Raw genomic sequence first — 15,091 nt, 5'->3', positions numbered from 1 at the left:
GGTCACTAGATGCCGTAAGCCAGGATCGCGCAAAGACCACTGATCCCTGAACTCCATGGCAGGAAGCGATCGATCTTCTCCGACCGCCCGTTGGAATGCTTCCGCGCCCACCGAAAGAACGAGGCGTCGTGACGTGCCTTGCCACCGCAGGCGGTCGCGTGTCCCGGCGGGCAAAAGGATGAACGATCCGGGACCAGTACGCTCCAGGCCATGGCGGCCTCCGGTCCACCACTCCAGCTCTGTTTCGCCCTCCAGTTGAAGGTGCATGCAGAACTCATGGTGATCGTGCTCAGGGATCTCGATGTCCCCAACCGTGTGGCTTTCGAGCAGGATATTCCGCCACGGCTGAACCCGCGCTGGAGACACAGTCCGCGTCTCCGGGATCAGCGGAACGAGCCGGTCGTTGCGCAGTACCGAGATCCGACTTTGCGTGGACGTGGACACCCTATAACGATGGCCTCTTCCTCCCAAAAGTGCAAACCAATCGCAGGAATTGCATAGCGCGCAGCGGTTCCGGATCGATCCTCAATGCAGAGGGATCGACATGAGAAAGTTCACTGAAATTGTCAGCGAAGGATTCATCTGGGGTGTTGGCATCACCCGTCCAGCTCCTGGGCAGGAGAAGCGCGCAGCCCTGTACATCACGACTACACTCTTCGGATCGATCTTGGCGGTCATCGCATTGTTCCTTCTGCTCCTCCACACGCTGTAGCACGCAACGTGCGGCGTCGCATGCCCCTTTCCATAGCAGCGGGCAACGGAGTGAAAAGCTTTACCCCACATTGCGGTCACTCAGAAAGACGCGCAGGTCGCGAAGATTGTTCCCAGTGGGACCGGTCATCAGCGTGTCGCCCAATGCGTCGAAAAGGGGGTAGGCATCGAAGCTTCTGAGCGCCAGAACAGGATCGAAACCTGCGGCTGCGGCGCGCTGCCACGTCGTACGGTCGACGACGGCTCCGGCCGCGGGACTATGGCCGTCGATGCCATCGGACCCGGCGCTGAGGAGCGTCAAGGGGAGCGCACGGCGAGCCAGCTCTCCGGCACAATACAGCGCAAATTGCTGGTTCCGTCCCCCCCGGCCGGCTGGGCCGTCCACCGTGACCACTACCTCACCCACAGAGATCAGGCAGGCTTTCTCATATTGCAACGCGTGTTCCGTCGCCCGTCCGAGCAGATAGTCTGCCGCGTGCCGATAGGGATGGTCGTCACACGAAGAATCGAAGAGCACGGTGTAGCCGAGCGCGCGTGCGGCGTCCGCGGCGCGTGCCGCCAGTTGCTCGCTCGAAAGGATGGCCTCGAAGGTGGCTCTGGCGAAGACGCCGTCCGTATCTTTGGGCGTCTCGGGAAGAGCAGGATCGGCGAAGCACGCCGCAACGGCATCAGGGAGAGGCGAAGACAGTCCTCCGAGAAGAGCACGCGCGTCCGCCAGCGTCGACGGATCCGGCATCGACGGCCCGGAGGCGACCGCGTTCAGCGCATGCGCGGGCACATCGGAGACGAGTAGAGTGACCTGCGCGGCCGCACCTGCCGCAGCTACGGCGAGCCGCCCTCCCTTGACCGCCGAGAAATGTTTCCGGATGATGTTGATCTTCTCGATGGGCAGGCCAGAGGCCACCAACGCCTTGTAAAAGTCGGCGACGTCATCGATGCGGATCGTGGGATCGAGCGGCAATTCAAACATCGAGGAGGCACCCCCGCTGATGAGAAACAGGACAAGCGTCCTGGCATCAGCCGTGCGGAGCAGAGCCAGAGCAGCCTCGGCCGCCTGCCGGGAGACCTTATCCGGCGAAGGGTGCGCCCCATGCAGGACGGTGACCCCCGCAGAGGTGGGAAGTGTCGCCTCCGGCGTGACGACCAGCGCCTGAATCGGCAGCAGCGTGGGTGCGAGTGCCTCGCGAGCCGCCTCGAACATCGTTGCCCCGGCCTTCCCGATCGAGAGGACCACAATGTGGTCCAGCTCGGCAACCCGAAGAGTGCGGCCTGTGACGGTCAACGCATCGGCGCTTACCGAGAGTGCGTCTCGAACCGCTTCCCCGACATCAAGGGTCGCAAGCGTGGTGTGGAAGATGGCGGCAGCGTCATGATTCATACGGTATCCATTCTTAGCACGCAGCAACGAACCTGTCGCGTCGGTGCCGAAGAAACATCGAACACACGCTCTGACGAGCCCGCAGCTCGACGTTCCCCCCGCTCCATGGGTGCCTGGGGATGCTAAACTTCAAGTAATCTCTGGTGCTCGAAAGAGTGAAAATGGGAATCCGGTGAGAATCCGGAACTGCCCCGCAGCGGTAAGCAGGAACGAACGCCCAACAGGTATTGGCCTCATGGCTGAGAAACCGGGCAAGTAGGTAGCCTGCAAGTCCGAAGACCTGCCAGAGACAATCGCACGCGCCTCCGAGGGGAGGTGGAGTCGCAATGGCCTCGTCTCTACATTGCGTGGAGTTTCCAGTCTCTGGAACCGTTGTCTCTTCATCGAACATCCTCTCCCAGGTCTGGGAGTCTTCATGGTCATATCCGTTGTCACACGGCGCGACACGCTGAACGCGAAAGGAACCCCTGCGTCATGACGGGATTTCTCATCGCGGGCACGTCGAGCGGCGTCGGCAAGACGACCGTGACCCTCGCTCTCATCGCCGCCTTTAGAAAACGTGGACTCATCGTGCAGCCCTTCAAGGGCGGCCCGGACTTCCTCGACACCGGCCATCAGACCCTGGCCTCCGGCCGGCCCTCCCGCAATCTAGACACCTGGATGCTCGACCACGAGAGCAACCGCGCAGTCTTCGCCTCGGCCTCCCAAGGCGCGGATGCAGTGATCGTCGAAGGCATGATGGGCCTCTTCGACGGCAAGGACGGAGCCTCAGACGCAGGCAGCAGCGCGGAGATCGCACGCCTCCTTCAACTCCCCGTCGTCCTCGTCCTGGACGCCGGAAAGAGCGCGCGCAGCATCGCCGCCGTCGTCCTCGGCTTCGAACTCTTCGATCCGCAACTCAACATCGCCGGCGTCATCCTGAACCGCGTAGCGAGCGACCGTCACTTCCACATGTTGAAGGCGGCCATTCACTCTCGCTGCGCCACGCCTCTGCTCGGATGGCTTCCACGCGAACCGGCCATCGCCATTGCGGAACGCCATCTCGGATTGCAGACAGCGGAAGAGCAGTCCGCCGCGCACAACGCGCAACGGCTGGACACGCTGGCGCAGTTGGCCGAAACCCACCTCGATCTCGATGCTCTGCTCACCCTGCAGTGCGGCATGCAATTCGAAGCATTCGCTTCGACGCCCGCCCCCGCCGCGCAAGTCCGTATCGGAGTAGCCCGCGATGAGGCCTTCAGCTTCTACTACGAGGACAACTTCGATCTCCTCCGCCAAGCCGGAGCGGAGATTGTTCCCTTCAGCCCACTCCACGATCGAGCCCTTCCACCCAACCTCGACGCCCTGTACCTCGGTGGCGGCTATCCGGAGCTGCACGCAGACTCCCTCAGCGACAATCACTTAATGTTGATGGCGATCCGTGCATTTGCCGCCACAGGCAAACCCATCTACGCGGAGTGCGGCGGCATGATCTATCTTGGCGAATCGTTGCGTCTGAAAGACGGTCGTTCTATCTCCTTCGCGGGCTTGCTTCCCCTCACCTTTGCGATGACCCAACGTCTCGTCCGTTTCGGCTACGTCACCGTCGAGTTGCTCCACGATTGCCTCTTGGGGCCTGCCGGAACGACTTTTCGCGGCCATAGCTTCCATCACTCCGACGTCACGTCCGACGTCGATCGTTCGACGCTGTCGAAGGCCTACCGCATCTCCTACTCTCTTGCGAGCAAACAGGAGCTGGAAGGCTTTGGCACCGCAGACCGCAACGTCCTCGCAAGTTACATCCACATCCACTTCCGCACCAACGGCAACATCGCGGCAAACTTCGTTGAAGCCGCCATAACCGCTCGAACCAACACGATGGTGACCGCGTGAAATCTCTCTCGACCCTCCTGCTTCTCTTCGCGCTCATCCCTTTGCCATGTGTTGCCAGCCGTGTCGTTACGGATGAGACCGGTCGCCGCGTCACCGTGCCGGACCATCCGCATCGCATCATCTGCCTGGTCCCCAGCATCACGGACGATGTCTTTTCCCTCGGCGCCGGCGACGATGTCGTAGCCGTCTCGGACTACGTCCGCTTTCCCGCCGAAGCCCAGAAGAAGCCCAGCGTAGGCTCCATCATGGCGCCTTCCATCGAGACCATCGCCTCGCTGCATCCCGATCTGATTCTCGGAATCCCCAAGGCCAATCCCCAGGCCTCACTCGATCAGATGCAGGCCATGGGCATCCCCGTGTTTCTCGTCGACCCTCACGGGCTTGCCGGTATCTTTCGCTCCATCACATCGCTCGGCATCGCCCTCAACCGCGAATCCCAGGCAACGGCTCTCACAACGCGCCTGCAACAGCGTATCGATGCCGTACGCGCAAGTGTCCGTGGAAAGCCTGCCGTGGCGGTCCTGATGCCGGTCTGGTACGACCCCGTCATCACCATCGGCAAGGGAGCATTCATCACGGAGATCATCGAAGCAGCGGGCGGCCGCTCCATCACCGCCGACATCCCGCAGGAGTGGCCGCACATCAGCATGGAAACGGTCATCGCGCGCGCGCCGGAAGCGCTTCTTCTGGTGCGCGATGGCAAAACCAACTTCGATGTGCTCAAGGACAAGCCAGGATGGGAGAATCTGACCGCCGTCAAACAACGGCGCGCCTACTACGTGGATCGCCGCATCGACTTTCCAAGTCCCGTTGCGATCGACGCACTGGAGGATCTGGCCAAACAATTTCATCCGTAGTTGAGAGCTCATCCTCAACCTTCAACCGCAACAACTCAGCAGAGTGTCGGGAAGCGCGGTGCAAATCCGCCACTACCCCGTAACTGTAAGCGTCGAGAAATCATGCACGGACGAGCAACGCCACCTGGCCCAACGGCTGGGGAAGGCAGCATGACTTCGAGGACACGCAAGCCAGGAGACCGGCTCTGCTGCCACCAGATTCCGAGGGGAAAAATGTCGCAAAAGCACCGCATCGCATGGGCAACCGTCACTCTTTTAAGTAGCTTTCTACCGCTTTCTTGCACTCTGAAAGCGCAAACACCGCCGGACAGAATCATGGAGATGCGCGGTACCGTATACGGCGTCATCAAAGACCCATTGGGAGCGCTCGTGGCCAACGCCAAAGTGGAGCTGCTGAACAACAAACACGTCGTCGTCGCCGAGACCATCGCAGGCCCCGACGGTAGCTTCCGCCTGTCCGTTCCAACGTCCGGCCGCTACGGACTGCGCTCCAGCGCCACGACCTTCGCCCCCACCCTGACGCCCTCGCTCTTCCTCTCCGCAAAGGAATCGACGAAATTCGACATCACGCTCTCGACCCCCACGCTGACCCAGCAGGTCACCGTACTCGCAACGGGCACCCCCACACCACTGGCGCAGATCGCCGCCCCCATCACAGTGCTGACCTCCAGTCAGTTTCCGCATGCGAACGATATCCAGGAGCCTCTTCGCTATGTGCCCGGGGCGCAGGTCACCCAGACCGGACAAGCCGGCGGCACCACCGGTCTGTCGCTGCGCGGTGGCGCAACCAACACGTCGAAGGTCTTGATCGACGGCGTTCCTGTCAACGACATCGGCGGAGCAACCGAGTTCGCGAACATCGCTACCACCGGCATCGGACGTCTCGAAGTCCTGCGCGCCCCCAATAGCGCGCTCTACGGCTCCGACGCACTCGCCGGTGTCGTGCAACTGACCAGCAAGCGCGGAACCACACCTCTGCCGCAGCTTGACTACTCCGCCGAAGGCGGCAACTTCAGCTCCTATCGACAGGAAGCAGCACTCAGCGGAGCCGCTCACGCTCTTGATTATTTCGCCGACTTCGGCCGCCAGGACACCCACAACTCCATCCCCGGCAACGCCTTCCACAATGCCACCTTCGCCGGGAATGCAGGCTACCAGCTCAACGCAACCACCGATGTTCGCTTCACCTACCGGCATCTCGCTGCCTCCGGCGGCAAGCCCAATGCCTATCTGCTCTACGGCATCGCCGACGCGGCAGGATCGAAGGAGCAGGACCAGGTGGTCAGCGGAGTGCTCAACCAGCAGACGACCCCACGCTGGCACAACCTCCTGCGCTACGGCTCATTGCGTCTGAACTACGAGTACTCCGACTACGCGCCCACCGGCATTCCTCTCCTCAACTCCAACGGAACCGTGAAGTATTATCTCGGTGCGCCAGTCACCATCCGTGGCGCGAACGGCTACTCCGTCAGCGGTCAGGCCATCTTCCAGCGACCCACCACAACCTTCCCCAACTTCTCCACCAACCACACCAGCCGCGACTTCGTGTACGCGCAGTCGGACTTCCGCCTCGATGCCCACACGCTCTTCCTCGGTGGCTTCAAATATGAAGCGGAACGTGGCTCAAGCGCATCCACCGGCAGCCCCACCGGGTACGCTGACCGTGGCAACTACAGCTACGTCATGGAAGTGCAAGGTGACATCCGCAACCGTGCGTACTACACAGTCGGCACCGGCCTTGAGAAAAATGGCGTATATGGCTTCGCGGCAACCCCGCGCGCATCGCTCGGCTACTATCTGGTGCGGCCCGGCGGCGACGCCTTCCTCTCCGGCACCAAGCTCCACGCCAACTTCGCCAAGGGTATCAAGGAGCCAAGCCTGTACCAGCAGAACAATTCCTTGTTGGCTCTGCTCGCCGCGAGCGCCGCAACCAGCCCCTTGATCACGCAGTTCAACATCGGAACCGTAGGCCCTGAGACATCGCGCTCCTACGACGGTGGCCTCGATCAGGAGTTCGCACGCGGCCGCGTCCGCCTCGGTCTCACCTACTTCCACAACGAATACGGCAATACCCTTGAGTTCCTCTCGCAGACTGCACTCATCAGCTTCGGCGTTCCAGCCGCGGCATTGCCGAACGTGTCCGGAGCCTATGTCAACTCGCTCTCCTATCGCGCCCAGGGCCTCGAAACCGAGATCGAGGCAAAGCTGGGCAAGCACCTCCTCGCCCGCGGAGGCTATACCCTCCTCGACGCCAAGGTGCAGAACTCGTTCGCCAGCAGCGCTCTCAAGCCGGTATTCAACACCGCCTATAACTTCGGCGCGATCCCCATCGGCGCCTCGGGTCCGCTTAAGAACAACCGCCCCTTCCGCCGTGCTCGAAACTCCGGATACTTCGGCCTGCAGTACACGCAGTCGCGCTTCACCGCCGCGCTCAACGGAACGCTCGTTGGCTACCGAGACGACAGCGACTTCCTCTCCACCGACCCCAACGGCAAGACCTCTCTGCTCCTGCCGAACCAGAACCTCGATGGCAGATACCAGCGCCTCGAGTTCACCGGCGACTACCACGTCACGCACCGCCTCACCGCCTACGCTGAGATCCAGAACCTCCTCAGCGAGCGTTACAGCGAGGCCTTCGGATATCCGGCTCTCCCGCTCAACTTCCGCGCGGGCTTCCGTGTCTCGATTGGAGGAGAGTCGTGGAAGCTGAAGTAACCAGGGTCGCGATCACCCCCTTGAGCTCCGTCCAGCATGGACGGAGCGCAAGGGGCGTGCCGCCAGTACAGCAGGACAAGGGCAGGGCAGTGCATCTGCCCTTCATCCTCGTTGCGCTCGCGATCCTTCTCGGTGCGGAGATCCTCATCTGCACCACCTATGGCGCCGTGCATATTCCTCTGCATGCGCTCTGGCATACCCAGTCCTTGACTGAAACCCAGCACATCATCCTCTTCACAATCCGTCTTCCTCGCGTCCTTGCCTCGGCAGTTGTGGGAGCAGCGCTCGCTGTCTCAGGTCTCATGTTCCAGGGGCTGTTTCGCAATCCCATGGCCGACCCCTACATCATCGGTTCATCCGGCGGAGCCGTCGTCGGCGGATGCATCGGCATCCTCTTCCTCTCGCAACTGACGATCTTTGGCTTCTCCGCCACGGCCCTGCTGGCCTTCCTCGGCTCCGTGCTCACCATGGGAGTCGTGTACTCCCTGGCCCGCGCGCGCGGACGCACGAATGTGGTCACGCTCCTCTTGGCCGGCTTCGCCATGAGCACCATGCTTTCGAACTCTACCTACGTCTTCGAGATCTTCGACCCCAACCCAGCATCGGGTACACGCGCGTTGAATGCATGGCTCCATGGCATCATCGGCATCCCGCACTGGTCGCAGTTAGGTGTAACCACCGGCATCTTGGTCTTCTCGATGTTCGCCGCCTACCCGCTCATGCGGCAACTCAACACCCTCTCGCTCGGAGACGAGTACGCCCACCACCTCGGCATCCGCGTCGAATACACACGCCTCTGCATCATCCTCGTGGCCTCGCTCCTTACGGCAGCGGCAGTGTCGCTTGGCGGCCTCATCAGCTTCGCCGGCCTCATCGTTCCACACGTGGCAAGGCTGTTCCTGGGACCGGACCACGTCCGCCTGCTTCCCGTCACCGCGCTAGCCGGAGCCATCTTCCTCGTCTTGACCGACACCTTCGCACGCACCCTCTTCGCGCCCACTGAGCTTCCCGTCGGCGTGCTCATGGTCTTCCTCGGCGGCCCATTCTTCCTCTATCTTCTCCGTAAGAGCAAGCGGGAGTACGTCCTATGACTCCCATCATGTCGGTCGACGCCGTCAGCTTCAACTACGCCGGACGCAGCATCCTCGATCATCTCTCGTTCACGCTCACGGAACGCACGAGCGCAGCCTTGATCGGACCGAACGGTGTCGGAAAGACCACGCTCCTCCGCATCCTTGCAGGCACGCTGCTTCCAACATCAGGCAGCGTACGGCTCGATGGAGTCCCTATCGCCTCCTATGCCGCGAAAGCTCGCGCGCAACGCATCGCCATGGTGCCGCAGCAACTCGACGTCCCCTTCGCCTTCACCGTGGAGCAGGTCGTCGAGCAGGGTCGTACGCCATATCTGGGCCGTCTGCGTGGATTCACCATGACCGATCGCAAGGCCGTAGACCGTGCCCTGTCGCTCGCGGATGTTTCCGGCCTGCGCAACCGCATCTTCAACGAACTTAGCGGCGGCGAGCGCCAGCGAGTCAAGGTAGCCCTTGGCCTCGCGCAGGAGCCGCGTCTTCTTCTCCTCGACGAGCCAACCCAAAACCTCGACATCGGGCGCCAGGTAGAACTCATCGATCTGCTCCACCAGCTCAACGCCGAAGGCATTACCGTCTTCGCATCCATCCATGATCTCCACCTCGTCACGCACAACTTTTCGCACGTCCTCCTGATGGCGCCGGACTGCAAGGTAACGCAAGGCGCTCCTGCTGACGTGATGACACCGCGGCATCTGTCTGAGGCCTTCGACTGCGATCCCGCCCGTCATCCTCTGCTGATGGGAGCTGCCCGATGAACGCCTCGCATGTCACCGTGCGCGAGCTCGCCGCGTGGGGGATCGACGACAATCCCTATCGCCCCACCAGCGACGCCGTCACAACCGCGCTCGACCACGCAGGAACATTCCTCGCAACACTCGCTCCCTTCAAGCAGGAAGACCCGCGTGCCAGTCACATCCCGGATGAGGTAGCGTCGGCACTCGCCACGCAAAGCCGCCGCGCCGATCTCATCGAAGAGATGAACGGTCTCGACTGGACGACAGGCATCGTCGATCTCACCAGGCTCGTGTCCTTCCAAAGACGCATCATCCCCGGCGAAGAGAGTCTTCCCATAGCAGACGACTGGTCCTCTCTCGTTGCTATCGCCTTCGGTCCGGTCGCATCCATCGCGTACGATGTGATCGAACGCAAAGGCCCGGTTCTCACGATCCAGACAGAGAACCCCAACCTCCAGTTCCGCGCCGGCAACACCATCGAAACGCCTCTCGTGCTCCATGGTGGCAGTCCCTTCTTGGAGGTCGCCCAGTACCATGGCCGCTGGTTCCTTCGCGATGGCTACCACCGCGCCTATCGCCTCTTGCACGCCGGCATATCGCATGTTCCTGCCGTCATCATCCAGGCTAAGACCTTGGCCGAGTTAGGCCCCGTCCAGCCATGGTTCTTCAACGAAGAGACGTTAGGCTGCGTGCGCCCTCCGCTGGTCACAGACTTTATCAACGACACCCTCACGTTGACGTACACCCGGCCGAAGCTCCACAAGCGGTTGCGCGTCACGATGGAAGAAACGGTCGAGCCGGCCACAACCCAGCATCTGAAGGAGAAGACAACATGAGCATTTCAACGAAACGAGGCGATGGCGGACAAACAGGGCTGGCGGGCGGCATTCGCGTCTCAAAGGCTGATCTCCGCGTCGAATCCTACGGCACCGTCGATGAACTCAACACCGTCCTCGGATTCGCCCGCAGCATCTGCAGCGACGCCGAGATCGCAGCCTGGACCGAAACCATCCAGCGGACCCTCTTCCGCCTCGGCTCCGCACTCGCCACACCACCCGAGAGCAAGAAGACGCCTCCCATCATCTCCACCGAAGACGTGGATTTCCTCACCAACCTCGTCCACCAGATCGAGGCGACCGAAGGCATCCTCGGAGACTGGTCCCTCCCAGGAGCACATCGCGAATCCGCCGCCTACGAGATCGCGCGTGCCGTCTGCCGCCGCGCCGAGCGGTGCGCCGTCCGCTTCGTGGAGAGCGGTGGCGTCGTGGCACCCGAGGTGTTGATGTACCTCAATCGCCTCTCCGATCTCATCTGGCTCTTCGGTCGCCTCATCGAGTTCAAAGCCGGCGTGGATGCCCGTCTCCGCCCTGAAGAAAAAGCCGGACCGCGCTGGTCGAGGGCCTGGTAATGCCGGTAGATCCAACAGAAGCCGCGATGGCATCGGCCTACACGCCCGAGGAGCGCGAAGCGGTCTACCGCTCCATCTCCGAGCGGCGTGATGTCCGTCGCGGCTTCCTGCCCACTCCTCTTCCGCAGGAACTCCTCGATCGCCTCCTCGCCGCGGCGCACAGCGCCCCTTCCGTCGGTCTCATGCAGCCCACCCGCTTCATCGTGGTGCGGTCCATCGAAACACGCACGAAGGTCCATCATGCCTTCGTCGAGGCAAACCAACAGGCCTCGCAGATCTATACCGGCGCGCGTCTCGACGCCTATTCTGCCTTGAAACTCGAAGGTATCCTCGAAGCCCCGCAAAACCTATGCATCGTCTGCGAAGCGCAAAGCACGCAGGGGCACGGCCTCGGCCGACAGAGCATGCCGGAGACGGCCGTCTATTCAACCGTCTGTGCCATCCAGAATCTCTGGCTCGCCGCACGTGCGGAAGGCGTCGGGGTCGGATGGGTCAGTATCGTCTCGCCCGATGCCTTGCGTTCCATCCTCACCATCCCCGCTGAACTCATGCTTGTCGCCTACCTCTGTCTCGGCTATGTCGACGGCTTCGGCAACGCGCCGGAGCTCGAGCGACAGGGCTGGGAGCGACGCAAGGCGCTCGCCGACGTCGTCTCCTACGAGCGATACCAGGCCCGGGAGCAGCCATGAGCGCACGCGCCATCATGGTACTCGGCACCAGCTCCCACGTCGGGAAATCCCTTCTCGTCGCCGCCTTGTGCCGCATCTTCGCACAGCACGGCGTCCGCGTCGCACCCTTCAAATCGCAGAACATGTCTCTGAACTCCGCAGCCACACCCGAGGGTCTCGAGATTGGTCGCGCGCAGGCCCTGCAGGCCGAAGCTGCGGGAATCGCGCCATCCGTTCACATGAACCCCATCCTCCTCAAGCCCATGGGCGACATGCGTTCGCAGATCGTGGTGCACGGCAGGATCTGGGGATCGCTCTCCGCCTCGGACTATCATCTGCGCCGCGTCGAGGAGTTGATGCCTGCCGTACGCGAAAGCTACGCCACGCTGGCCGAATCCTACGACGTCGTCGTGATCGAAGGCGCAGGCTCTCCCGCCGAGATCAACCTCAAACAGCACGATATCGTCAACATGCGCATCGCCGCCATGGCAGACGCCCGCTGCCTTCTTGTCGGTGACATTGATCGTGGTGGTGTCTTCGCCTCTCTGCTCGGCACGGTTCTGCTCCTTGACCCCGAAGAGCAGGCCCGCATCGACGGCTTCGCGATCAACAAGTTTCGCGGCGATCTGTCCCTGCTCGCTTCCGGCGTTCATAGGATGGAGCAGCGCCTCGCAAAGCCGTGCCTCGGCGTCGTACCTTTTCTGCAAGATCTGAAACTCGACGAAGAAGATTCGGTAGGGCTCCGCATCGAACCCGGCCTGAAGTGGAAACCCGACACGAACTCGTCGCGCCCTCTCAACATCGCTGTCATCGCGCTGCCGTCCTTCTCCAACTTCACGGACTTCGACGCACTCCTCGCCGAGCCATCCATCGCCCTGCACTTTGTCCGTACCACCGAAGCCCTCACCCTGGCCGACGTCGTGATCCTGCCCGGCAGCAAGCAGACGGTGGACGACCTCCTCTGGCTCCGTGCGCAAGGCCTCGATGCAGCCATCGAAAAACACGCCATCGCGAAGTGGGTCGTGGGCATCTGCGGAGGCATGCAGATGCTCGGACATACCATCCTCGACAGCGAAGGCATAGAGCACGCTGGCACCTTCGCGGGCCTGGGTCTGCTGCCGATCCACACCACCATGCTGGCACACAAGATAACAAGCCTGGCGCACGGCGCGGTCATCGAGGGGAGCACACTGGGTGCGCACCTCTCCGGAATCCCTGTCTGCGGTTATGAGATCCACGTGGGAGAAACGACCTATCTCGAACACGCAGCGCCCTTTGCGCGCATCGCACGCCTCGATACTCCAGGCACGGAATATACCGATGGCTGCATAGCCCCTGCGGGACACATCTTCGGGACATACCTGCACGGTCTCTTTGACGAGGACGCCTTTCGCCACGCATTCCTCGCAGACGTCCGTGCCTTCTATACACTCAGCCCTGCAACAGAGTTCGCGGACTGGAAGACCGTGCGCGAAAACGAACTCAATCGCTTGGCCTCTCACGTGGAAGCCGCCCTTGATATGAACACGATCTTCCGCTGGGCAGGTCTTCGCTACGAAAGCAGCAAAGCGGAGCCACCCCGATGAAACGAGCCATCCTGCTCCCCGCTGCCTTTCTCGTCGATCAGGTCGCCGGCGATCCCGAATGGTTTCCCCATCCCGTCCGCGCGATGGGTGCTGCCATCGAGCATGGGGAAGCCCTCATCCGCCGCGATGAGGACGACGAAGCGGCACAGTGTATGAAGGGCCTTCTTCTCTCGACGGCTCTGGTGGCTTCGACGTATATCTTGACGCAACAGGCCATCGCGCTCTCCTATCGGCTTACACCCGCCATCGGACGCACTGTGGAGACTCTTCTTGGATGGACCTGCCTCGCCGCACGCAATCTGCACCAGGAAGCGGAAAGCGTAAGCGCTGCGTTGGACGCAAACGATCTCGCCCTGGCAAGACTTCGCATCGCACGCATCGTGGGTCGCGATACCGCGCACCTCGACACCCATGAGATCAGCAGGGCCCTCATCGAGACGCTCGCCGAGAGCGCATCAGACGGCGTGGTCGCACCGATGTTTTACCTGACCTTGGGCGGCGCTCCACTCGCCATGGCATACAAGGCGGTCAATACACTCGACTCCATGATCGGCCATCGCAACACAAGGTATCAGTACTTCGGCCGGTTCGCCGCGCGCCTCGACGACGCCGCAAACTTCATCCCCGCACGCCTTACGGCTCTCTATTTCGTGCTCACGTCCGCTGCTGACGCGCCAGCCTCGTGGGCCACATGGCGACGCGATGGATCCAGGCACAAGAGTCCTAACGCAGGCCAGCCCGAAGCTGCGCTCGCCGGTGCGCTGGGTGTGTGTCTCGGTGGCTCCAACACCTACGATGGCGAACTCATCGCCGCGCAACGGATGGGAGAAGAGTTCGCCGCACCCACCCCCGCAAAGGCCCGCGATGCGATCCGCGCCACAGCGCGCGTAGCCGCGCTCGCCCTCGGTGTCTGCGTCCTGTTTGCGTTCTGCCGCAGCAGGCACAAAGGAGAGCAATGAAACTACCCAGCCACGGCGGGCAGCGACACACCATCGCAGCGTTCGCCGGCATGCCCATGGAGCGCCTGCTGGACTTCAGCGCGAATATCAACCCAGAAGGTCCACCCTTCTCGGTGATACCGGCGATCCGCAAGGCGCTCGACGAAGCCTCCATCCTCGAAGAGTATCCTGACCTCGCAGAACTCGCCCTGCGCGAAGCGATCGCAACCTACGCATGCGTCCCGCTCGAGACAATCACCGTAGCCAACGGTTTCGTTCCTCTGCTCGAAACCCTCCTTAGGATCCAGCCCGTCAGGCGTTGCCTCCTCCCGGTACCTGCATTCGTGGAGTACGCGCGAGCAATCCAACTCGCCTCGACTGAGATCGTCCCATTCCCGCTGCAGCCAGACTCCTTCATCTACAACCCTGAAACGCTCGTCTCCGCGGCAAGCCATGCCGGCTGCGATGCGGTTCTGCTCGCGAATCCACAGAACCCCTCCGGCGTCCTCGCTACTCGATCCACAATGCTGCGCCTGGTCGAAAAGCTCAATGGCCTCGGCATCCGCCTGTTGCTGGATGAGGCCTTCATCGACTACGCACCCGAGGCATCCCTCTCCGCCGACGTGGACACCTTCCCGCATCTGACGGTCTTTCGTTCAGTCACGAAGTTCCACGGCCTGCCCGGTCTGCGCGTAGCCTATGTCCTCGCCAATCGGCAGCTCACCGCACACCTCTCCGCGTCGCTCGCTCCATGGGCCATCACCACGCTTGCCAGCCGAGGCGTCATCGCAGCATTGGATGACATCGACTACGTGCAGCAGTCTCGTCAACGCAACGAGCATCGCCGTCAAACGCTGAGCATCCAGCTCCATGCACTGGGAGTGGAGACATACCCGTCCGCTGCCAACTTCCTTCTGCTTCGTCTACCCGCACGCATGGAGGCAAGCGTGTTCTGGAACCGCATGATCCGCGAATTTGGCATCGTGCTGCGCAACTGCACAAACTTCGAAGGGCTGTCCGGCGATCATCTCCGCTGTGCCGTGCGCGACGAGGACGACAACGCTCGTCTGGTCCATGCCTTCGCATCGATCCTGCGAGACCTCTAACGAAAGCCGCCAGGGAAGCGCCTTCCC

General features: G+C 62.1%; 14 protein-coding genes and 2 riboswitches. Of the genes, 12 read left to right on the top strand and 2 right to left on the bottom strand.

Translation table 11 applies throughout. The features are described 5' to 3' along the window. Nucleotides 1-5: 5 nt before the first annotated feature. A complete protein-coding gene (locus BM400_RS22600; RefSeq protein ID WP_245781917.1) occupies nt 6-278 on the bottom strand; it encodes a hypothetical protein in 273 nt (90 codons plus the stop codon). Nucleotides 279-544: 266 nt separating this feature from the next. Here BM400_RS22600 and BM400_RS22145 point away from each other — a divergent pair, with 266 nt between their 5' ends. Next, a complete protein-coding gene (locus BM400_RS22145) occupies nt 545-712 on the top strand; it encodes a hypothetical protein (protein WP_175529072.1) in 168 nt (55 codons plus the stop codon). A 60-nt stretch (nt 713-772) separates the two neighbouring features. Here the strand turns inward: BM400_RS22145 and BM400_RS16520 are convergent, their stop codons facing one another. Next, complete coding sequence (locus tag BM400_RS16520; protein ID WP_089840799.1) at nt 773-2,089, bottom strand: glycerate kinase type-2 family protein; 1,317 nt, start codon at nt 2,087-2,089, stop codon at nt 773-775. A 124-nt stretch (nt 2,090-2,213) separates the two neighbouring features. Continuing rightward, nucleotides 2,214-2,391, top strand: a riboswitch (cobalamin riboswitch). Between the two features lie 172 nt (nt 2,392-2,563). Here BM400_RS16520 and BM400_RS16515 point away from each other — a divergent pair. From BM400_RS16515 to BM400_RS16465, 11 genes are all read left to right on the top strand, one after another. Next, nucleotides 2,564-3,961 (top strand): cobyrinic acid a,c-diamide synthase CobB, encoded by a 1,398-nt coding sequence (locus tag BM400_RS16515; protein WP_089840797.1) that lies wholly within the window; start codon nt 2,564-2,566, stop codon nt 3,959-3,961. Further along, nucleotides 3,958-4,818 (top strand): ABC transporter substrate-binding protein, encoded by an 861-nt coding sequence (locus BM400_RS16510; protein WP_089840795.1) that lies wholly within the window; start codon nt 3,958-3,960, stop codon nt 4,816-4,818. Before BM400_RS16515 ends, BM400_RS16510 begins: the two co-directional genes overlap by 4 nt. Before the next feature lie 24 nt (nt 4,819-4,842). Continuing rightward, a riboswitch (cobalamin riboswitch) is annotated at nt 4,843-5,020 on the top strand. A 119-nt stretch (nt 5,021-5,139) separates the two neighbouring features. Continuing rightward, nucleotides 5,140-7,533, top strand: coding sequence for a TonB-dependent receptor (locus BM400_RS16505; RefSeq protein WP_175529071.1), 2,394 nt, complete (start codon nt 5,140-5,142; stop codon nt 7,531-7,533). After that, nucleotides 7,518-8,624, top strand: a complete 1,107-nt coding sequence (locus BM400_RS16500) for a FecCD family ABC transporter permease (RefSeq protein ID WP_175529070.1) — start codon at nt 7,518-7,520, stop codon at nt 8,622-8,624. The genes BM400_RS16505 and BM400_RS16500 overlap by 16 nt, the downstream gene beginning before the upstream one ends. Continuing rightward, a complete protein-coding gene (locus BM400_RS16495) occupies nt 8,621-9,379 on the top strand; it encodes an ABC transporter ATP-binding protein (RefSeq protein WP_089840791.1) in 759 nt (252 codons plus the stop codon). The genes BM400_RS16500 and BM400_RS16495 overlap by 4 nt, the downstream gene beginning before the upstream one ends. Further along, the gene (locus BM400_RS16490; protein WP_089840790.1) at nt 9,376-10,194 is read left to right on the top strand and encodes a hypothetical protein; all 819 of its coding nucleotides are present in this window, start codon (nt 9,376-9,378) and stop codon (nt 10,192-10,194) included. Before BM400_RS16495 ends, BM400_RS16490 begins: the two co-directional genes overlap by 4 nt. Then, nucleotides 10,191-10,766 carry a cob(I)yrinic acid a,c-diamide adenosyltransferase gene (locus tag BM400_RS16485; RefSeq protein WP_089840787.1) on the top strand — a complete coding sequence of 192 codons (576 nt, stop codon included), beginning with the start codon at nt 10,191-10,193 and terminating at the stop codon, nt 10,764-10,766. Before BM400_RS16490 ends, BM400_RS16485 begins: the two co-directional genes overlap by 4 nt. Nucleotides 10,767-10,792: 26 nt before the next feature. Next, nucleotides 10,793-11,455 carry a 5,6-dimethylbenzimidazole synthase gene (bluB, locus tag BM400_RS16480; RefSeq protein ID WP_175529069.1) on the top strand — a complete coding sequence of 221 codons (663 nt, stop codon included), beginning with the start codon at nt 10,793-10,795 and terminating at the stop codon, nt 11,453-11,455. Beyond that, nucleotides 11,452-13,020: a cobyric acid synthase gene (locus BM400_RS16475; RefSeq protein WP_089840783.1), complete on the top strand. Its 1,569-nt coding sequence runs from the start codon at nt 11,452-11,454 to the stop codon at nt 13,018-13,020. The genes bluB and BM400_RS16475 overlap by 4 nt, the downstream gene beginning before the upstream one ends. Continuing rightward, entirely contained in the window at nt 13,017-13,979 is a 963-nt protein-coding gene (cbiB, locus tag BM400_RS16470; protein WP_089840780.1) for an adenosylcobinamide-phosphate synthase CbiB, read from the top strand. Before BM400_RS16475 ends, cbiB begins: the two co-directional genes overlap by 4 nt. Beyond that, nucleotides 13,976-15,064 (top strand): pyridoxal phosphate-dependent aminotransferase, encoded by a 1,089-nt coding sequence (locus tag BM400_RS16465; protein ID WP_089840778.1) that lies wholly within the window; start codon nt 13,976-13,978, stop codon nt 15,062-15,064. Before cbiB ends, BM400_RS16465 begins: the two co-directional genes overlap by 4 nt. The last annotated feature ends 27 nt before the right edge of the window (nt 15,065-15,091 follow it).

This window comes from Granulicella pectinivorans, assembly GCF_900114625.1.
Taxonomy (GTDB): Bacteria; Acidobacteriota; Terriglobia; order Terriglobales; family Acidobacteriaceae; genus Edaphobacter; species Edaphobacter pectinivorans.
This window is presented reverse-complemented; position numbering and strand designations above follow the sequence as displayed.